This is a genomic window from Streptomyces sp. Tue6028 (assembly GCF_002300165.1).
In the GTDB taxonomy this organism is placed as follows: Bacteria; Actinomycetota; Actinomycetes; order Streptomycetales; family Streptomycetaceae; genus Streptomyces; species Streptomyces siamensis.
Window position 1 is genome coordinate 24,771 of sequence record NZ_MLCE01000012.1, and the last position, 19,352, is coordinate 44,122.

The 19,352-nt window shown below is 72.5% G+C and carries 14 protein-coding genes; 7 read left to right on the forward strand and 7 right to left on the reverse strand.

Going from position 1 to position 19,352, the window contains the following annotated elements; all coding sequences use genetic code 11:
* Positions 1-7: 7 nt before the first annotated feature.
* From BKI49_RS09695 to BKI49_RS09710, 4 genes are all read right to left on the reverse strand, one after another.
* Positions 8-679 carry a spherulation-specific family 4 protein gene (locus BKI49_RS09695; RefSeq protein WP_095933816.1) on the reverse strand — a complete coding sequence of 224 codons (672 nt, stop codon included), beginning with the start codon at positions 677-679 and terminating at the stop codon, positions 8-10.
* On the reverse strand, positions 676-2,190 hold the full coding sequence (locus BKI49_RS09700) for a hypothetical protein (RefSeq protein ID WP_095933817.1): 1,515 nt from the start codon (positions 2,188-2,190) through the stop codon (positions 676-678). The genes BKI49_RS09695 and BKI49_RS09700 overlap by 4 nt, the downstream gene beginning before the upstream one ends.
* The gene (gene pelF / locus BKI49_RS09705) at positions 2,187-3,710 is read right to left on the reverse strand and encodes a GT4 family glycosyltransferase PelF (RefSeq protein ID WP_095933818.1); all 1,524 of its coding nucleotides are present in this window, start codon (positions 3,708-3,710) and stop codon (positions 2,187-2,189) included. The genes BKI49_RS09700 and pelF overlap by 4 nt, the downstream gene beginning before the upstream one ends.
* A 123-nt stretch (positions 3,711-3,833) precedes the next feature.
* On the reverse strand, positions 3,834-5,858 hold the full coding sequence (locus tag BKI49_RS09710) for a hypothetical protein (protein ID WP_095933819.1): 2,025 nt from the start codon (positions 5,856-5,858) through the stop codon (positions 3,834-3,836).
* Between the two features lie 354 nt (positions 5,859-6,212).
* Here BKI49_RS09710 and BKI49_RS09715 point away from each other — a divergent pair, with 354 nt between their 5' ends.
* The 3 genes from BKI49_RS09715 (at position 6,213) to sucB (ending at position 11,339) form a co-directional block, all read left to right on the forward strand.
* Positions 6,213-7,742, forward strand: a complete 1,530-nt coding sequence (locus tag BKI49_RS09715; protein WP_095933820.1) for a leucyl aminopeptidase — start codon at positions 6,213-6,215, stop codon at positions 7,740-7,742.
* 314 nt (positions 7,743-8,056) lie between these two features.
* Complete coding sequence (lpdA, locus tag BKI49_RS09720) at positions 8,057-9,445, forward strand: dihydrolipoyl dehydrogenase (RefSeq protein WP_095933821.1); 1,389 nt, start codon at positions 8,057-8,059, stop codon at positions 9,443-9,445.
* Positions 9,446-9,572: 127 nt separating this feature from the next.
* The gene (sucB, locus tag BKI49_RS09725) at positions 9,573-11,339 is read left to right on the forward strand and encodes a 2-oxoglutarate dehydrogenase, E2 component, dihydrolipoamide succinyltransferase (protein ID WP_095933822.1); all 1,767 of its coding nucleotides are present in this window, start codon (positions 9,573-9,575) and stop codon (positions 11,337-11,339) included.
* A gap of 81 nt (positions 11,340-11,420) precedes the next feature.
* Here sucB and BKI49_RS09730 read toward each other — a convergent pair whose 3' ends face one another.
* Entirely contained in the window at positions 11,421-12,101 is a 681-nt protein-coding gene (locus tag BKI49_RS09730) for a hypothetical protein (protein WP_257004683.1), read from the reverse strand.
* 331 nt (positions 12,102-12,432) lie between these two features.
* On the opposite strand from BKI49_RS09730, the gene BKI49_RS09735 reads away from it, so the two are divergent.
* The 4 genes from BKI49_RS09735 (at position 12,433) to BKI49_RS09750 (ending at position 17,815) form a co-directional block, all read left to right on the forward strand.
* Entirely contained in the window at positions 12,433-13,056 is a 624-nt protein-coding gene (locus tag BKI49_RS09735) for a GntR family transcriptional regulator (RefSeq protein ID WP_095933823.1), read from the forward strand.
* Positions 13,057-13,328: 272 nt separating this feature from the next.
* Positions 13,329-16,031, forward strand: a complete 2,703-nt coding sequence (gene aceE, locus BKI49_RS09740) for a pyruvate dehydrogenase (acetyl-transferring), homodimeric type (protein ID WP_095933824.1) — start codon at positions 13,329-13,331, stop codon at positions 16,029-16,031.
* Positions 16,032-16,168: 137 nt separating this feature from the next.
* Positions 16,169-17,182, forward strand: coding sequence for a helix-turn-helix transcriptional regulator (locus BKI49_RS09745; RefSeq protein WP_095933825.1), 1,014 nt, complete (start codon positions 16,169-16,171; stop codon positions 17,180-17,182).
* Between the two features lie 114 nt (positions 17,183-17,296).
* Entirely contained in the window at positions 17,297-17,815 is a 519-nt protein-coding gene (locus BKI49_RS09750) for a DUF4240 domain-containing protein (RefSeq protein ID WP_095933826.1), read from the forward strand.
* Between the two features lie 94 nt (positions 17,816-17,909).
* Here the strand turns inward: BKI49_RS09750 and BKI49_RS09755 are convergent, their stop codons facing one another.
* Together BKI49_RS09755 and BKI49_RS09760 are read right to left on the reverse strand one after the other, a co-directional pair.
* The gene (locus BKI49_RS09755) at positions 17,910-18,140 is read right to left on the reverse strand and encodes a hypothetical protein (RefSeq protein ID WP_095933827.1); all 231 of its coding nucleotides are present in this window, start codon (positions 18,138-18,140) and stop codon (positions 17,910-17,912) included.
* Between the two features lie 123 nt (positions 18,141-18,263).
* On the reverse strand, positions 18,264-18,998 hold the full coding sequence (locus tag BKI49_RS09760) for a peptidoglycan recognition protein family protein (protein WP_257004684.1): 735 nt from the start codon (positions 18,996-18,998) through the stop codon (positions 18,264-18,266).
* Positions 18,999-19,352: the final 354 nt, after the last annotated feature.

Below are 19,352 nucleotides of genomic sequence, written 5' to 3' on the forward strand. Positions count from 1 at the left end.
GCCCCGGTCATCCGTCGGCGGACGGCGGGGCGGGCTCCAGGCCGTACGGCAGGGTGCCCCACGGGTGGGCCCCGGTCCCGGGGACCGCGCAGTGCAGTGCGGCGCCCCGGTCCCGGGCGCGCGCCGCCACGTCGGTGCCCGCGGGCACACCGTGGACGAGGTGGCACACCCGTGCGCCGGTCCCCGTCCACGGCGGCAGCGGGCCACCTCGATAGGTGTCCCACCCGCCCTCGAAGGTGACGAGCACGTCGGCGATGCCGCCGTACGCGGGGTGCGGCGCCGTGCCGGGGTTGAGGACGAGGGTGCCGCAGCCCAGCTCCCGGGCGTCCGTGGCGAGCCGCCGGTAGTGGTCGAACTCGGCGTCGGACGCGGCGGCCTGGTCGAGGAACGCACCGTCGGCCCGGTACCAGGCGCGGTGCCGGGACAGCTCGTGCACGACCGCGGCGCGCGGTCTGCGGCCGTAGCCCGTGTCGACGTACCCGAGCACCCGGACGCCGGCCGCGCGCAGCCGCCCGGCGATCTCGGCGAAGGCCCCGTCGGGGTGCTCGCCGGGGCCGCTGGCCGGGTTCAGCACGACGCCGTGCAGGCGGGGCGCGGCGGCGAGGAGCGCCTCCCATGCGGCGGGGCGGACGCGAGGGTGCTCGTAGTACGGCACCAGCAGGGTGCCCTGGGTGTTCATCGGTGCGCGGTCGCCCTTCCCAGCAGACTGCAGACGAGCCCGGCCTGTGCCGCGGCCGCCGCGCCGTACACGGCCGCCGCCACCCAGTGCGGGCCGCCCGGGTGCGTGACGAGCCCGGCCGTCTGGGCGAGCGCCGCCACGCAGCAGACCGACGCCGCGCCGACGACGCCGCCGAACGACTGGAGCAGCAGCCCCGTCCAGAGGACCACCCCCAGCAGGAGCAGTGCGGCCAGGCGTACCCCGCCGAGGCCCGGCCCGTGCGGCCACACGGCGGAGATGGCGAGGGCGAGGCCGAGCAGCACGGCCAGGTAGCCCGCCAGGCACACGGCCACCGTGCGTGCCGTGCTGCGCCGGAACGCCCTCGGCGTGCTGCTGGAGCGCAGTCCGGCGAGGCTGCCGCTACGGAAGCGGTGCAGCAGCCATTCGGCGGGCCCCATGCTGAGGGTGAGCGCCACGGCGGCGGGTGCCGCCACCGCGCTGCGCCCGCCCGCCAGGACGTCCGCGAGCGCCGCGTACACCACGAGGACCCCGCTGCCCAGGCCGAACAGGGCGTACGGCACGGAGCCGGCGAGCCCGGGTGCCGCGGTGCGCGTTCGGCGGGGCGCCGCGCCGAACGCCCCGAAGGGCAGCAGCGCGACGAGGCCCGCCGTCCATGCGCCGCCCGACTTCTTGACGGCGGGGGCGACTTCACGCAGAGCGAGGGCCACCACGGCGGCCAGGGAGCCCAGCAGCAGAAGGGTTCCGACGGGTCCGGGCACCGGGTGCGCCAGGTCCAGGAGCGCGCCCGCCGTCATCGGCAGCAGGGCGATCAGCAGGGCGCGTTCGCGGCCCGTCACCAGCAGGACGGTGGCCGCGCCCAGATAGCAGGACTGCCCGGTGGCGAAGACCGCCGCGGCCGGATGGGCGGTGCCCGCCACCGCCACGGCGACCAGGGCGCCGAGCAGCGCACCCGCCGGTGCGCCGAGGAGGAGACTGCGGCGGGCGGCGGACCGGTCGCCGAGACCCAGCCAGGAGTACGCCCGGTGGGCCAGTCCCTGGTTCCAGGTCCAGCCGCACAGTGCGCCGGCGAGCAGCGGGACGGTCCCGGCGGGGAGCCCGAACGTGTCCTTCGGGCCGGCCAGGAGAGGCGCCCCGAGGACATAGGCGAGTGCCGGGAGGGCGAACACGACGCCCCGCAGCAGACAGCCCAGCAGGCCGACAGCCCACGGGTCGCGGACGGGAGCGGCCGGCTCCGGGTAGTGGCGATCGACCCGGGCGTACAACTGCTCGGCGAGGGCGAAGGAGTTCTCCACGCCGTAGTGCTCACGGATCCGGCCGTCCGACATGCCGTCGGACTCGAGCAGGGCGGCCACCTCGTCCGGGTGCACGGCGGACGCGATGAACTCCTCCAGCCGTTCGGCGAGTTCCTCGACCGGGTCGGGCCCCGCCCAGCTCGGCGAGCGACGCTGCCGGGGCACCTGGGACAGGGTCTCCTCGTGGGTGCCGGGCGACACCCGCAGCGGTTCGCTCACCAGCCGGTCCCGTCCGTGGCGACGGACTGGTACCAGGGGTCGCGCAGTTCGGCGGTCCAGTCGGCGACGGTCTCGACGGCGGGCTCGTACACCTCGGGCTGCCCGGCGAGCTCCTGGTAGATCGTCCGGAAGGCGTCCACGGAGCGGCGCAGCGTGAACCGGTCGATCACCCGGCTGCGGGACAACTCGCCGAGCTCCCGGCGCCGTTCGTCGTCGCGCAACAGGGTGAGGGCCGCCGCGGCCATCTTCTCGGGTTCGCGCGGCGGGACCACGAGACCGGTGTCGCCGACCGCCTCGCGCACTCCGCCGACGTCCGTCGACACCGTCGTACGGCCGCAGGACATCGCCTCGATGATCGAGAAGGGGAAGCCCTCGGAGATGGAGGAGAGCATCACGACGTGACCCGCCGCGTACGCGCGCCACACCTCGCTGATGCGGCCCTCGAAGGTCAGCCCGTCCGTCACGCCCAGCTCGGCGGCGAGCTTCTCCAGACGGGTGCAATAGGCCTCCCCGCCGGGCGGGACCGGGCCGAACAGCCTGAGCCGGGTCTCGGGGAGCTCGGCGCGCACCATGGCGTACGCCCGCAGCAGGGTCTCCAGGTCCTTGATGGGGTCGACGCGCCCGCACCAGGTGAGGGTGGGGACGTCGGGTTCGGGGCCGGCGTGCGGGAAGGCGTGCGGGTCGACGCCGTTGTAGACCGTGCGGATCCGGTCGGAATCGGCGCCGCCGCGCTCCTCCCAGCGGCGGTTGTACTGGTTGCACGGGGTGATCAGGTCGGCGGCCCGGTAGCCCAGCGAGTTCAGCTCGCGGTAGAAGGCGAGCATGAACGCCTTGACGGGCCAGCGCTGTTCGTCACCGCGGTAGCCGAGGTAGCGCTCGCGCAGATAGATGCCGTGCTCGGTGAGCAGGAACGGGACGCCGTCGAGGTGATGCGCGGCCAGCGCGGGCAGGGTGGCGAGACCGCTGCTGACGGCGTGCGCCACACAGCCCTCGGGGATGCGGACGCCGAGCGGGCGCAGCGCGTGTTCCAGCAGGTCCGTGGCGGTCAGCGCGTCGTGGACGGTGGGCCGGGCCTCGGCCGTCGGCAGGTGCGGCAGTGTCCAGATCCACATGAGCGAGCGCAGCGCGTCCTCGGTGCGCAGGGCCGCCGACAGGCTTCCCGCGCGGGCGAGTTCGGCCAGTTCGTACAGGGCCGCGCCGAAGTCCTCGGACGTGTCCGGGTCGAGGAAGGCGAGCAGGAGACGCTCGTAGGCCTCGGTGAAACGGCGCCGGGACCGGCCGCGTGGCGCCCGTGCCCGCCCCGGCCGCGGGCCCCAGGTCGGCACGGATGTGTGCCGGTAGATGTTGGGCGGCATCTCCCACGTGACGGGTTCGCGGCCGCTGCCGGTGAGCGAGACGATGTGGAAGTCGACCTCGGGCATGCCCCTGACGAGTTGGTCGCACCAGGTGCTGACGCCGCCGTGGACATGTGGATAGGTGCCTTCGGTGAGCATGGTGACATGACGGCCGTTGCGCATCATGCGTGTTCCCCCTGTGCCTGTTCGTTCTGGGGGAACCGTCGCCCCCAGACCCCCTGATCACGGCTCGGAGCGCACCCCGGCCGTTGCGGGCCGGGGTGCGCGTCGTGCGGGTGAGCTGCCGTCCTAGGCGGAGGGCAGGGTGAGCTTGAGAGCGGTCTGCAGCAGTTCCGGCGTGGTCCAGGCCGAGCGCTCGCCCCCGTACGGTGTCCCGAACGCGGTGGTGCCGATGAGGAGTTGCTTCTTGGTCCCCTCGGGCGCCGTCACCGGGATCTGGGTCCCGGACGGGGCGGTGACGGTGACGGTGGTGCCGATCCGGTAGGCGGTGACGCGGCCGTTCGCGACCGCGGTCTGCCAGGCCGCCCGGCGCTGGAGCTCGGTGCCGACGGCGCTCTGACGGGGGTTCTCCAGCGGGGAGTTGTCGGCGTAGATCGCCTTGTAGCCGTCGAGGACCTTGTCCAGGACCGGGTACAGGATCCGGCCCTCGGCCAGGTTGGACTGGTGGACGTAGTGCGGGCGCGGGTCGTTGCCGATGGCGTGCCCGAGCGCGATGCGGGCCTCCTGCGGGACGATGTACGAGGCGTAGCCGGTGGCGGTGTCGAGCGGTACCGGCAGGCAGGTGGACGTGGCGTTGTTCTCGCAGATGCCGCTGCCGCCGTCGGCCTTGGACGTGTAGATCCAGTTGTACTCGTCGGCCATCTCGGCCGCCGTGCCGACGTTGTAGTACACGTTCATCGGGTAGCGGGGCACGGTCAGCGCGTTGCCGACCGCGCGCTGCGCGGGCTCGCGGGAGTTGTCGGACCCGGTCCACTTGATGCCGTTGTCGGCGAGGGCGCCGGCGAGGTTCGGGTTGTCGGCCGGCTGCTGGGGCAGTGTCTTCAGGCCCGAGTGCTCACCGGTGACCAGTTCGGTGCGGTCGACGGGGAGCCCCTTGCCGACGGCCCAGTTGTAGTTGTTGCGGATCTCCGCCGAGATGTCGGAGCGGCTCATGTACTGGATCGAGCCGTTCGCGTTCTTGGCGCAGGTCCACGGCACGGTCGTGGTGTCCTGGACGCAGCCGAGGAACTTGTGGGTGTAGGTGTGGTTCACCCAGCGGTACTTGGCCTTGTCGGCGAGCAGTTTCGCCGCGAGCGGGTCGGTCCCGCCGTTCTCGGTCTTCCACTCCTCGCCGGAGCCCGCGTTGAACACCATGTCGAGCGTGAAGCCGCTGCTCTGCTGCCACTGGGCGGCGTAGGCGGCGTCGTCCGCGGTCATCCGGATCGGCGCGGTCTCCTCGCCGCCGCCCACGCAGTCGATGTCGCCCGGGGTGCAGTTCCGCTCGGTGTCCCAGCGGGCGTCGGGCGCGAAGACGTCGTCGACGTGGACGGAGAAGTAGTTGCGGCTCTGTCCGAGGTGCACGCCCTGGGTGAGCCATTCGACGATGCCGCGGGCGAGGACCTTGAACTGCTGCTGGTACTGGTTGTACGCGAAGGTCACCACGAGCTCGCGGCGCCCGTCGTGCGCGTACTCGCCGAGCATGCTGCCGCCGCTGGGCGCGTCCAGATAGCTGGTGAAGCCCTCCCGCGGATGGGCGGCGTAGCCGTAACTCTCCTGCACCGCCGGGTCGTTGTCCTCGAAGGTCAGCGGTCCGTCGAGGTAGCCGAAGGGGCCCGACCGGCCGGCGGTGGTGACCTGGGTCCGCACGCCGTCCAGCACGCCGGACCAGCCGCCGTTCTGGTCGGTGTAGTCGAGGCCGACCTCCGGGTGCGCCCAGGTGTAGGCGTCGACCTGCGGGATCCCGTACGTCTTCTCGTAGGCCTCCAGGGCCGTCTGCTCGGCGGAGCCCGGGCCGAACGGCGCCTCGTTCGGCAGGACGACGGCCTGGTACTTGGCCCGCGGCGTGCCGTTCACGGTGTCGCTCAGGAAGGCCGCGTCGATGGTCGGGCGGCCCGAGTCGGCCAGGTCGACCGTGGTGTACGGGATGCCGGTGTTCTTCAGCTCGGCGGCGATGGCTCCGACCTGGCCGCCGCCGTTGTCGACGACCAGGACCTTGAGGTCGATGCGCGGTGTGGTGGCCGCCGCGGCGCCGGGAGCCCCCAGTCCCAGCGCGAGCAGTCCGGTGGCCGCCACGACGGCGGCCGCGTTTCTCCTTCGGTGCGCACTCTGCGCCATGTGTTGTCCCTCCCCCTCGAAAGATCCTCTTCCGGCCGTTTGGTCCGAGACCGAGGAGAATCCGTGGAAATGATGCGAAGACGTGAGCGTTGCGCTCACGAGAACACGATGAGTGTGGCTCAGGACACCGGGAGTGAGGGACGAGAACCGGCCGCTGCGCCACCAGACGGTGAACGTCCGCAGGAATGAGCGAAACCCGGCCCCGAGCGTAGGCTCGTCCCGGGAACTTGCCCGTCCCTTCGAGGGCCCCGGCAAGGACCGTCCCTCAGGCCGGTTCTAAGGTCAGCCGTCGGGCCCGGTCGACCCAACCCCACTCGGCCACAGCAACTTCAACGGAAGCGAGATTTCACCACCGTGACTGCTCTCACTCTCAGCACCGCCGCAGCGTCCGGTCTGCGGGCCGACGCGATCGTCGTCGGTGTCGCGAAGGGCCCCAAGGGCCCGGTCGTCGCACCGGGCGCCGAGGCCGTGGACAAGGCGTACGACGGCGGGCTCGCCGCGATCCTGGAGACCCTCGGCGCCACCGGTGCCGAGGGCGAGGTGACCAAGCTGCCCGCGCCCTCCGGTTTCAAGGCCCCCGTCGTAGTGGCCGTCGGCCTGGGAGCGGTCCCGGAGAAGGACGAGTCGTTCTCCGCCGAGGCGCTGCGCCGCGCCGCCGGTGTCGCCGCCCGCGCCCTCGCCGGGGCCAAGAAGGCCGCGTTCGCCCTGCCGGTCACGGACGCCGCCGACGCCGGTGCCGTCGCCGAGGGTGCCCGCCTCGGCGCCTACGCCTTCGACGCGTACAAGGAGACGGGCCGGGGCGGCAGCGCCGCCAAGAACGGCAAGGCTCCGCTGGCCGAGGTCACCCTGCTCGGCGGCAAGCCCCGCGACGCGGCGTACAAGGCGGCCGTCGCGCGCGCCACCGCCGTCACCGAGGAGCTCAACCGCGCCCGCGACCTCATCAACACCCCGCCGAACGACCTCACTCCGGAGGCCTTCGCCGCGGTCGCCACCGCGGCCGGCAAGGAGCACGGCATCAAGGTGCAGGTGCTCGACGAGAAGGCGCTGGCGAAGGGCGGCTACGGCGGCATCCTCGGCGTCGGCGCGGGCTCGGCCGCCGCTCCCCGCCTGGTGAAGCTGTCGTACACCTCCCCCAAGGCGAAGAAGTCCCTGGCCTTCGTCGGCAAGGGCATCACCTACGACTCGGGCGGCATCTCCCTCAAGCCGGCCGGCCACAACGAGACGATGAAGTGCGACATGAGCGGTGCCGCGGCGGTCTTCGCCGCCGTGGTCGCCGCCGCGCGTCTGGGCCTGGAGGTCAACGTCACGGGCTGGCTCGCGCTGGCCGAGAACATGCCCTCCGGTTCCGCCACCCGTCCCGGTGACGTGCTGCGCATGTACAGCGGCAAGACCGTCGAGGTCCTCAACACGGACGCCGAGGGCCGGCTGGTCCTCGCCGACGCGCTGTGGAAGGCGTCGGAGGACAAGCCGGACGCGATCGTCGACGTGGCGACGCTGACCGGCGCGATGGTGCTCGCCCTGGGCAGCCGCACCTTCGGCGTGATGGCCAACGACGACGCGTTCCGCGGCTCGATCGTCGAGGCCGCCGAGGAGGTCGGCGAGGAGTCCTGGCCGATGCCGCTGCCCGAGCACCTGCGCAAGGGCATGGACTCCCCGACCGCCGACATCGCCAACATGGGCGAGCGCATGGGCGGTGGCCTGGTCGCCGGCCTGTTCCTGCGCGAGTTCATCGGCGAGGGCATCACCTGGGCGCACCTCGACATCGCCGGCCCGGCGTTCAACGAGGCGGGTCCCTTCGGCTACACCCCCAAGGGCGGCACCGGTTCCGCGGTCCGCACCCTGGTCCGGCTCGCCGAGCTGACGGCGGCGGGCGACCTGGGCTGAGGCCCCTGCCCGTGCACGGCCCCGGGGCGTCGCCGCCCCGGGGCCGTCCGTTCGGCCGCACGAGGGTTTCGCCCTCGACGAAATCCGCAGGTTCTGGTGCACCCGTACCCCGTCGACGTGATGGATCAGACGTCCGAGAGACCGGCCCGGCGTCTCGCTCGCCCTCGACAAGTGCAAAGATGGGTTCTCGGCAGGACAGGGCCCCCACCACAGGGCCGAAGAAAGAGCGGCCGGACACCAGCCGACCGACCGGTCAACCACCCGCAAGGGACAAAGGTGCCCGGCGTACGGCGCACATGCATGGAGGACGTGACGTGGCGAACGACGCCAGCACCGTTTTCGACCTAGTGATCCTCGGCGGCGGTAGCGGCGGTTACGCCGCGGCGCTGCGCGGAGCGCAGCTGGGCCTGGACGTCGCCCTGATCGAGAAGGACAAGGTCGGCGGTACCTGCCTGCACCGTGGGTGCATCCCCACCAAGGCCCTGCTGCACGCCGGCGAGGTCGCCGACCAGGCCCGCGAGAGCGAGCAGTTCGGTGTCAAGGCCACCTTCGAGGGCATCGACGTGGCGGCCGTCCACAAGTACAAGGACGGCGTGATCTCCGGCCTGTACAAGGGCCTTCAGGGGCTGATCGCCTCCCGCAAGGTCACCTACATCGAGGGTGAGGGCCGGCTGTCCTCCCCGACGTCGGTCGACGTGAACGGCCAGCGCATCCAGGGCCGCCACGTGCTGCTGGCGACCGGCTCCGTGCCGAAGTCGCTGCCCGGCCTGGAGATCGACGGCAACCGCATCATCTCCTCCGACCACGCGCTGGTCCTGGACCGCGTCCCGCAGTCCGCGATCGTGCTCGGCGGCGGCGTCATCGGCGTCGAGTTCGCCTCGGCGTGGAAGTCCTTCGGCACCGACGTGACGGTCATCGAGGGCCTCAAGCACCTCGTCCCGGTCGAGGACGAGAACTCCTCCAAGCTTCTTGAGCGCGCGTTCCGCAAGCGCGGCATCAAGTTCAACCTGGGCACCTTCTTCTCGAAGGCCGAGTACACCCAGAACGGTGTCAAGGTCACCCTCGCCGACGGCAAGGAGTTCGAGGCCGAGGTCCTGCTCGTCGCCGTCGGCCGCGGCCCGGTCTCGGCCGGTCTCGGCTACGAGGAGCAGGGCGTCGCGGTGGACCGCGGCTACGTCCTGGTCGACGAGTACATGCGGACGAACGTCCCGACGATCTCCGCCGTCGGTGACCTGGTCCCCACGCTCCAGCTCGCGCACGTCGGCTTCGCCGAGGGCATCCTGGTGGCGGAGCGTCTGGCCGGTCTGAAGACCGTTCCGATCGACTACGACGGCGTGCCGCGGGTGACGTACTGCCACCCGGAGGTCGCCTCCGTGGGTATCACCGAGGCCAAGGCCAAGGAGATCTACGGTGCGGACAAGGTCGTCGCCCTGAAGTACAACCTCGCGGGCAACGGCAAGAGCAAGATCCTGAACACCGCGGGCGAGATCAAGCTCGTCCAGGTGAAGGACGGTGCCGTGGTCGGCGTCCACATGGTCGGCGACCGTATGGGCGAGCAGGTCGGCGAAGCCCAGCTGATCTACAACTGGGAGGCGCTGCCCGCCGAGGTGGCGCAGCTCATCCACGCCCACCCGACGCAGAACGAGGCAATGGGCGAGGCCCACCTGGCCCTCGCGGGCAAGCCCCTGCACTCGCACGACTGATCCGGCTCGCGCCGATCTCAGTCACCGCGTCGCACCTGGGCGCGACGACCACAGACTTCCGCACCCTCCCCGGGCTCTCGACACCGCTCGGACCGGGGAGATCCCATCGTAAGGAGCAACAGAAACCATGGCGGTTTCCGTAACCCTTCCGGCGCTCGGTGAGAGCGTCACCGAGGGCACTGTCACCCGCTGGCTGAAGGCCGAGGGCGAGCGCGTCGAGGCCGACGAGCCGCTGCTGGAGGTGTCGACCGACAAGGTCGACACCGAGATCCCCTCCCCCGCCGCCGGTGTGCTGGCGTCCATCAAGGTCGCCGAGGACGAGACGGTCGAGGTCGGCGCCGAGCTGGCCGTCATCGACGACGGCACGGGCGCGCCCGCCGCCGCCCCCGCCCCGGCTGCCGCCGAGGCCCCCGCCGCCCCGGCTCCGGTCGCCGAGGCCCCCGCGGCTCCGGCGCCCGCCGCCGCCCCCGCCCCTGCCGCCGCCCCGGCCGGCGGCGCCTCCGGCACCGACGTCGTGCTGCCCGCGCTGGGCGAGTCGGTCACCGAGGGCACCGTCACCCGCTGGCTGAAGCAGGTCGGCGAGGAGGTCGCGGAGGACGAGCCGCTGCTCGAGGTCTCCACCGACAAGGTCGACACCGAGATCCCCGCGCCGGTGGCCGGCGTCCTGCTGGAGATCGTGGTCGGCGAGGACGAGACCGCCGAGGTCGGCGCCAAGCTCGCCGTCATCGGTGCGCCCGGTGCCGCTCCCGCCGCCGCCGCGCCCGCGGCTCCGGCCGCCCCGGCGCCCGCCCCCGCCGCTCCGGCTCCCGCTGCTCCGGCTCCGGCTCCCGCGGCTCCGGCCCCGGCCGCCGCCGCCCCGGCTCCGGTCCAGCCCGCGGCCCCGGCTCCGGCCGCGCCCGCCGCTCCGGCTCCCGCGCCGGTCGCCCCCGCCCCGGTCGCCCCGGCTCCGGCCGCCGCCACCGACGAGGGTGCGTACGTGACCCCGCTGGTGCGCAAGCTCGCCGCCGAGAACGGCGTCGACCTGGCCTCCGTCAAGGGCACCGGCGTCGGCGGTCGTATCCGCAAGCAGGACGTCATCGCCGCCGCCGAGGCCGCGAAGGCCGCCGCTGCCGCTCCGGCTCCCGCCGCCGCGGCTCCGGCCGCCAAGAAGGCCCCGGCCCTGGAGGTCTCGCCGCTGCGCGGCCAGACCGTCAAGATGCCTCGCATCCGCAAGGTCATCGGCGACAACATGGTGAAGGCCCTGCACGAGCAGGCTCAGCTGTCCTCGGTCGTCGAGGTCGACATCACCCGCCTGATGAAGCTCCGCGCGCAGGCGAAGGACTCCTTCGCGGCCCGCGAGGGCGTCAAGCTCTCCCCGATGCCGTTCTTCGTGAAGGCGGCGGCCCAGGCGCTGAAGGCCCACCCGGTCATCAACGCCCGGATCAACGAGGCCGAGGGCACGATCAGCTACTTCGACTCCGAGAACATCGGTATCGCGGTGGACTCCGAGAAGGGCCTGATGACCCCGGTCATCAAGGGTGCGGGCGACCTGAACATCGCCGGCATCGCCAAGGCCACGGCGGACCTGGCGGGCAAGGTCCGCGCCAACAAGATCACCCCGGACGAGCTGTCCGGCGCGACCTTCACCATCTCCAACACCGGCTCGCGCGGCGCGCTGTTCGACACGATCATCGTGCCGCCGAACCAGGTCGCGATCCTGGGCATCGGTGCCACGGTCAAGCGTCCGGCCGTCATCGAGACGGAGGAGGGCACGGTCATCGGCGTCCGCGACATGACGTACCTGACCCTGTCCTACGACCACCGTCTGGTGGACGGCGCCGACGCGGCCCGTTACCTGACCGCCGTCAAGGCGATCCTGGAGGCCGGCGAGTTCGAGGTCGAGCTCGGCCTGTAGTCCTCACCCGCGCCAGCGCGCCGCCCCCGTCCGGGACTCCGGGCGGGGGCGGCGTGTTTGCGGGGTCGGACAGGACAGGGCCTAGCGTGGTGTCAGCTTCTCGTCCGTCCACAGCACCAGCGTCTCCACCCACACGTTGGGGATCTCCGTCCGGTAGGCGGGCGTCAGATGCCGCGCCCGGTAGGCCTTCAGCACGTCGTACGTGGCGTCCAGGCAGTCCCGTGAGCCCAGCTCCCCCGTGGCGGGGTCGACGCCGACGAGGAAGCCGCGGCTCTCCACCGTGCGGATCATCGCGCGCGCCGCGGCGACGTCACCGGCCGGCGAGCCGGTGCAGCGGTACCGGCTGTAGGGGTGCGAGGACGTACCGGGGTAGTGGGCGTCGCGGGACATGTCGCTGAGCATCCGGGCGTAGGAGCCCTGCGCGTGCCAGGCCCCGATGTCGCCGCCGGGCGGGGTGTACAGGGCGTTGCTCGGGTTCTCGACCGCGCCGTACTCCCAGCGGTCGGTCCCGGTGACGCGGAAGCCCCAGCCGGTGTGACCGAACTTCTGCGCGCCGTCGGGCTTGACGAACACGCAGGCGCCGCCGGGTCCCGCGGGCTGACCGGCGGCCCCCGCGGCGGGCGCGGAGCCCGGGGCGCGGGTGCCGCCGGACGGGGCGGCGGCGCCCGTGTCCATCGGCCGGCAGCCGGTCGCCGTGCCCACGAGCGCCGCTGCCGCCACCGCCACGACCGCCCAGCGAAGTGCGCGTACCCGACCCTTCATGACATCCCCCTGACCTGGCGGGGGTGCCGACGGCGGCGACCCCTCTGCCCCTCGCCACTGCGGACGGGGCCCCGTGGGTTCTCGGGGTGACACGGACGTGACGGGTCCGGGCACCACCCGGTACGGGTCTTTACAGGCGTGGACGCCCTGACAGCGTGTAAGTCTCGTCTCACCTGCACGAAAGCGCCCCCGAGCGCCCCTCACCGGCAGCGGTGCGGCCTTATTGTCTAAACGTCGAACGGCACCGGAGCCCGCCCGCCGCACCGCTACCGCCCCTCAACGAGGCCCTTCGGGCCGCAATATTGGATTCAGAGCCTCCGAAGGAGCCCTCATGACCGCGCCCGTCGTCCACTCGCTGCGCGAACAGATCCGCGAGCACATCGTGGAGGGGATCGTGAGCGGGCGCTGGAAGCCGGGCGAGCGGATCGTGGAGCGGCGGATCGCGACGGAGCTGGAGGTCAGCCAGACGCCGGTGCGGGAGGCTCTGCGTGAGCTCGAGTCGCTGCGGCTGATCGAGTCGGCGCCGAACAAGGGCGTCCGGGTGCGGAACCTGACCGCAGCCGACCTGGAGGAGAGCTACCCGGTGCGGGCGGGTCTGGAGGCCATCGCGGCGGAGCTGGCGGCCGAGCGGCTCGCCGAGGACTGCTCGGCGCTGGAGCCGCACGTCACGGCGCTGTACGAGGCCGACCGGCTGTCGGACGGCACCGGGCAGGTCCGTCACACGGTGGCCTTCCACCGCGAACTGGTGCGCGCCGCGGGCAACTCCGTCCTCCTGCACACCTGGGAGGGCCTGGGCATCGAGGTCTTCACGGCCCTGTCCATCCGCTGGCTGGGGACGGTCCAGCAGTCGTACGCGGAGGAGCACGAGGCTCTCGTGGACGCCTTCCGGCGCCGTGACCCGCTGATCGCCGACCTCGTGAAGGCGCATGTGCTGGGCTGCGCGCCGAGGCCCTGAACAGCGGAGCGCCCGCATGCTCAGACGTCGTTCCACCTGCGAAAACCTTCGATTTCAAGGCACCGCGTGCCTGGCACGAAGGCACCCCGTGCCGACTTTCTCGGTCTGAAGAGGTTTTCCCCTTCAACCCTTTGATCGATCATCGATCAGGGAGTTACAGTCACGTCGGGCTCCCACAAGAGCCCGCCGCCCTGTCCTGCCAAAGACCAAGGGCACCCCCGAAAACCCCTTACCGACGAGGGAACCCCCCTCCGCATCCGGAAGGCGGCGCAATGACCGACCCCACCGCGATCCAGCCCAGCGAGCTCGACCAGCTCCCCGACCGCGACCCGGAGGAGACCGCCGAATGGCAGGCCTCCCTGGACGCCGTCGCCAAGGCAGCCGGGCCGCACCGTGCCGCGTACCTGATGCGCCGCACTCTGGAGCGTGCCGAGGGCAACGGTCTGGCGCTGCCCAAGCTGCTCGAGACCGACTACGTCAACACCATCCCCACCGCCGCCGAGCCCGTCGTGGACGGCGACGAGGAGATGGAGCGCCGGATCACCGCGTGGAACCGCTGGAACGCGGCCGCGATGGTGAGCCGCGGCAGCAAGCACGGCGTCGGCGGCCACATCGCCACCTTCGCCTCCGCCGCCTGGCTCTACGAGACGGGCTTCAACCACTTCTTCAAGGGCAAGGAGGCCGACGGGTCCGGCGACCAGCTCTACATCCAGGGCCACGCCTCCCCCGGCATCTACGCCCGCGCCTTCCTCGACGGCCGGCTGACCGAGCAGCACCTCGACAACTTCCGCCAGGAGGCCGGGGGCAACGGTCTGCCGTCGTACCCGCACCCGCGCCGCCTGCCCTGGCTGTGGGAGTTCCCGACGGTCTCCATGGGCCTCGGCCCGCTGTCGGCCATCTACCAGGCGCGCTTCAACCGCTATCTCACCAGCCGCGGCATCAAGGACGTCTCCCAGTCCCACGTGTGGGCGTTCCTCGGCGACGGCGAGATGGACGAGCCCGAGTCGACGGCGGCACTCGCGCTGGCCTCGCGTGAGGGCCTCGACAACCTCACCTTCGTCATCAACTGCAACCTCCAGCGCCTCGACGGCCCGGTCCGCGCCAACTTCAAGATCGTGCAGGAGCTGGAGGCCCAGTTCCGCGGCGCCGGCTGGAACGTCGTCAAGTCGTTGTGGGGCACGGCCTGGGACGAGCTGTTCCAGCTCGACACCACCGGCGCGCTCGTCCGCCGACTGCGCGAGGTACCCGACGCGCAGGTGCAGACGTACCAGACCCGCGACGCCGCCTACATCCGCCAGGACTTCTTCGGCGCCGACCCGGCGCTCGTCGAGATGGCGAAGCTGATCAGCGACGACAAGATCCTGGAGTGCTTCCACCTCTCCCGCGGTGGTCACGAGTCGCGCAAGGTCTACGCCGCGTACAAGGCGGCCCTGGCCCACAAGGGCGCGCCGACCGTGATCCTCGCCCAGACCGTCAAGGGCTTCACGCTCGGCGAGGGCTTCGCGTCCAAGAACGCCAACCACCAGATGAAGAAGCTGACGACGGACCAGTTCAAGCAGATGCGTGACCTGCTCGAACTGCCCATCTCCGACAGCCTGTTCGCCGACGGCACGGTGCCCTACGGCCACCCGGGCGCCGACTCCCCCGAGGTCCGCTACCTCCAGGAGCGCCGCGCGGCCCTCGGCGGCCCGGCCCCGGCCCGCCGCACGCACGCACTCGCCCCTCTCCCTGCCCCGGCCGACAAGGCGTTCGCCTCCTTCGACAAGGGCTCCGGCTCGCAGAACGTCGCCACCACCATGGCGTTCGTCCGCCTGGTCAAGGACCTGGTCCGCGACAAGGAGACCGGCAGGCGCTGGGTGCCGATCGTCCCGGACGAGGCGCGCACCTTCGGCATGGAGAGCCTCTTCCCGTCCCTCGGCATCTACTCGCCCAAGGGCCAGACGTACGAGCCGGTCGACCGCGACCAGCTGATGTACTACAAGGAGGCCAAGGACGGCCAGATCCTCAACGAGGGGATCACCGAGGCCGGCTCCATGGCGGACTTCATCGCCGCGTCCACCGCGTACGCCACGCACGGCGAGGCGATGATCCCCTTCTACATCTTCTACTCGATGTTCGGCTGGCAGCGCACGGCCGACCAGATGTGGCAGCTCGGCGACCAGCTCGGCCGCGGCTTCCTGGTCGGCGCCACGGCCGGCCGGACGACGCTGACGGGCGAGGGCCTCCAGCACGCCGACGGTCACTCCCCCGTCATCGCGGCCACCAACCCCGCCGCGCTGACGTACGACCCGGCGTTCGCCTACGAGGTCGCGACGATCGTCAAGGACGGTCTGCGCCGGATGTACGGCGCGGCCGCCCCGGGCGAGGACCCGAACGTCTTCTACTACCTGACGGTCTACAACGAGCCGATCCCGCAGCCGGCCAAGCCGTCCGGCCTCGGCATCGACGAAGGCATCGTCAAGGGCCTGTACCGCTTCAACACGGCCGAGTCGGCGGGCCTGTCCCCCGTCGCGAACGCCCCGCGCATCCAGCTGCTGGGCTCCGGCACGGCGATCCACTGGGCGCTCGACGCCCAGAAACTGCTCGCCGAGGAGTGGGGCGTGGCCGCCGACGTGTGGTCCGCGACCTCCTGGACCGAGCTGCGGCGCGACGCGCTGGAGGCCGACGCGGCACTGCTGCGCGGCGAGGAGCGGGTGCCGTTCGTGCGCCAGGCGCTCCAGGGTGCCGAGGGCCCGGTCCTCGCGGTCTCCGACTACATGCGCCAGGTCCCGGACCAGATCGCGCAGTGGGTCGAGCAGGACTACTCCTCGCTCGGTGCCGACGGCTTCGGTCTGTCCGACACCCGTGAGGCGGCCCGCCGCCACTTCGGGGTGGACGCCCAGTCGATCGTCGTCGCGGCGCTGGCACAGCTCGCGCGGCGCGGCGAGGTGAAGGCGTCGGCCGTGAAGGAGGCCCGGGAGCGCTACGGCCTGTAGTACCCGAGGAGTTCCGGGGTCACCCGGTGCGGGGCACGGCGATCCGGTGCGGGAGCACGGCGGTCGCCGTGCCCCCGCGCGTTTTCCGGCCCCTGTCCCGTCGGTCCGTTGTCAGTGGTGCCCGGCATCATGAACCCATGCGTGCTGCCCGGCTGATCAGGATGGTGCTGCTGCTCCAGTCGCGGGCGTCGATGACCGCCGCCGAGCTGGCGCGGGAGCTGGAGGTGTCCGAGCGGACGGTCACGCGCGACGCACAGGCGCTCTCGGAGGCGGGCGTCCCGGTGTACGCGGACCGCGGCCGCGCCGGGGGCTACCGCCTGGTCGGCGGTTACCGCACGCGGCTGACGGGACTCGCGCGGAGCGAGGCGGAGGCACTGTTCCTGAGCGGGGTGCCGGGGGCGCTGCGCGAGATGGGCCTGGAGGACACGGCGTCGGCGGCCCGGCTGAAGGTGTCCGCGGCGCTGCTGCCGTCCCTGCGCGACGCCTCGCGCACGGCGGCGCAGCGGTTCCATCTGGACGCGCCGGCCTGGTTCAGCGAGCCCGAGACACCCGAGCTGCTGCCCGCGGTGGCGGAGGCGGTCTGGGACGACCGGCTCGTCGTGGCACGGTACCGGCGCGGCGAGGAGGAGGTGCGGCGCGCTCTGGAGCCGTACGGCCTCGTCCTCAAGGCGGGCGTCTGGTACGTGTGCGCGCGGGTGCCCGACGCGGGGTCGTTCCGGGTGTACCGCATCGACCGGTTCAGCAGCGTCGACACCGCCGACGAGCGGTTCCGGCGGGAGGACGACTTCGATCTGCGCGCGTTCTGGGACGAGCGGGCCGAGCAGTTCGCCCGGTCCATCCTGCGGTCCGAGGTCGTCGTGCGGCTGTCCCCGGACGGCGTACGACGACTGCCGTACGCCGTCGGCCTCCCCTCGGCGAAGGAGGCCCTGGAGGAGTGCGGCGCCCCCGACGACGGGGGCTGGCTGACCGTCACGCTTCCCGTCGAGTCCGAGGAGGTCGCCCGCACGCAGCTCATGGGGCTCGGGCCGGACGTGGAGGTGCTCTCCCCGGCGGCGCTGCGGGACCGCTTCGCGAAGGACGCGGCCCGGCTCGCGGCTCTGTACGGGCGAGTTGACCCCGACGGGCCCTCCCCCGCCGCGGAGCACTCCTGAAATGCGCTTGAAATGCGTATGAACCCGGCGGTTTTACCTTCGGCATGTGCACGCATAACAATCTGCTCCACTCCACGTGCGTCCCTCCCGTCCAGGCCCGATGCTGGACCCGTGATGGACGAGACGGAGTTCTGGGAGCTGGTGGACACCACCCGTGCGGCCGCCGAGGGCGATCCCGAGGAGCAGGCCGACCTGCTCGTCGAGCGGCTCGTGCAGTTGGACCCCGATCTGGTCCTGGACTTCGCCCGGCACTTCGAGTCCCGCTACAACCGCGCGTACCGCTGGGACCTGTGGGGTGCCGCCTGGGTGCTGCTCGACGGCGCCAGCGACGACGCCTTCGACTTCTTCCGGTGCTGGCTGATCGGCCAGGGCCGGGAGGTCTTCGAGGGCGCGGTGCACGACCCGGACTCCCTCGCCGACCTCCTGGACGACTTCGACGAGGAGATCGACGGCGACGGCGAGGAGCTGGGTTACTCGGCCGACGAGGCCTACGAGCAGCTCACCGGCGCCGTCGCGCCCGACCTCGGCATCCCGCCCGCCGCCGCGGAACCGGAGGGCACACCGCTCGACTTCGAGAACGAGGCGGTCATCGCGGACCGCTACCCCAAGCTGTGGGACCGCTTCAGGGACTGACGCGGACTCAGCGGCCGGCCCGCCGTCCCGGTGCCACCGTCCCGCCCGTCACGGCCGTCCGGCGGCCCGCCCGCCACCGGGCGTCCGCCTCCCCTCATGCCGCCGCGCGTCGGCGACCGGTCTCCGGCGGGAGGTGGGCCTGGGGCTGCTCGGCCCGTACGGCGTGGTGCAGCGGTGCCGCGTTCGCCTGGTCCAGGGCGGACGCCGTGACCGCCGCCGGCCCCAGGACGACCGTCGCCACCGCGCAGACCACCGTCCACGGACTGCGCGCCGTCCTGGCCCAGCCGGCCACCCCGGGCGTGGTCCTCGTCCCGCCGTTCGTCATGATCCCCACCTCCGGTCAGTGCCTACGACGACGGTAGGAGGCCCGGCTCTGCGGAGCCTGTGAGCCGCCTGCGGTGCGGCTGTGGCTGTGCGGGCGCCGCCCGCGTGGCGTGCGCGGTGGGCCTCAGCGCCCCTGGAGGCGGGCGGCCTCGTCCCTGATCGCGGGGAGCCGGGCCGTCAGCGCCGCCCCGGGGCAGGTGGTCATGAACGCGGCGTTGTGCCCGGCGACGGTGGGCAGTGCGGCGGAGGTGCCCGCGGAGAACCGGCTCAGACTGTTGCTGGAGCGCAGCCGCACGGTGGCGCGCGGGTCGGTGTCGGAGATCCCGAGCTTCCAGGCGACGAGGCGGGCGATGGAGTCCGTCATCGCCCGCGGCACCGGCGTCCCGGACGTGAAGGTGCCGATGGCCGCGACCCCGGCGGTGCGGTGGTTGAAGCCCTGGGTGTGCGCCCCGGTGACGGGCCGGTCGATGCCGCCCGCGCGGCCCTCGTAGATGGTGCCGCAGCGGTCGACGAGGAAGTTGTAGCCGATGTCGTCCCAGTCCTTGGCGCCCGTCTGGCCCGCGTAGAGGTCGCGGATGATGCGGGGCGCGTCGGCGCAGTCGTAGTCGTTCGGCGAATCGGTGTGGTGGACGAAGACCGCGACGACCCGGTCGTCGTAGCGTGGCGCCGGCTGAGCGTGCGTGCTCGCGGCGTCCAGCCACGTCGAGCGCGGCACGATCGGGGGCCGGGGGCCGGGGTGGGCCGCCGCGGGCCGGGCGGCGGACGGCGGGGCGGGCTCGGTCCGCGTGCGGTCCACCGTGGCCGCGCACATCACCAGCGCGAGGCCGGCGGCGAGGCCGGGCACACAGCCGAGCAGCACGCGCACGGTCCGCGGCAGCCGGTCCGGGAGGCCGGGCGCGCGTGGCGCCCGCGCACCCCACGGCAGGAACCGCCCGCGCCATCGGCGTCCCGGGCCGCCGCGGGACCGGCGCGGCCGGCGCGTCCACAGCGCGCCGAGCCCGCCCGCCCGGAGCCGGCGGAGCACCGCGGGCCGCGGGCGCCGCGCACCTCGCGCCCGTGCCCCCCGCGTCTTCCGGAAGACACGCATGAAGACACCCTGGCCCCGATCTTCGCCGTCCGCGATGTGTGCTGTGCCACCCGGTGGAACCATTGTTCCGGTCCGAGTCGTTTTTACAGGTCCACGCGTGTGTGACCCTTTCCCCGGCGCCACGCG

Excerpts from the sequence above, each read along its gene's own strand:
- BKI49_RS09695 (WP_095933816.1), bottom strand. The coding sequence starts at position 679 with ATGAACACCCAGGGCACCCTGCTGGTGCCGTACTACGAGCACCCTCGC.
- pelF (WP_095933818.1), bottom strand. The coding sequence starts at position 3,710 with ATGATGCGCAACGGCCGTCATGTCACCATGCTCACCGAAGGCACCTAT.
- BKI49_RS09710 (WP_095933819.1), bottom strand. The coding sequence starts at position 5,858 with ATGGCGCAGAGTGCGCACCGAAGGAGAAACGCGGCCGCCGTCGTGGCG.
- sucB (WP_095933822.1), top strand. The coding sequence starts at position 9,573 with ATGGCGGTTTCCGTAACCCTTCCGGCGCTCGGTGAGAGCGTCACCGAG.
- BKI49_RS09730 (WP_257004683.1), bottom strand. The coding sequence starts at position 12,101 with ATGAAGGGTCGGGTACGCGCACTTCGCTGGGCGGTCGTGGCGGTGGCG.
- BKI49_RS09735 (WP_095933823.1), top strand. The coding sequence starts at position 12,433 with ATGACCGCGCCCGTCGTCCACTCGCTGCGCGAACAGATCCGCGAGCAC.
- aceE (WP_095933824.1), top strand. The coding sequence starts at position 13,329 with ATGACCGACCCCACCGCGATCCAGCCCAGCGAGCTCGACCAGCTCCCC.
- BKI49_RS09745 (WP_095933825.1), top strand. The coding sequence starts at position 16,169 with ATGCGTGCTGCCCGGCTGATCAGGATGGTGCTGCTGCTCCAGTCGCGG.
- BKI49_RS09750 (WP_095933826.1), top strand. The coding sequence starts at position 17,297 with ATGGACGAGACGGAGTTCTGGGAGCTGGTGGACACCACCCGTGCGGCC.
- BKI49_RS09755 (WP_095933827.1), bottom strand. The coding sequence starts at position 18,140 with ATGACGAACGGCGGGACGAGGACCACGCCCGGGGTGGCCGGCTGGGCC.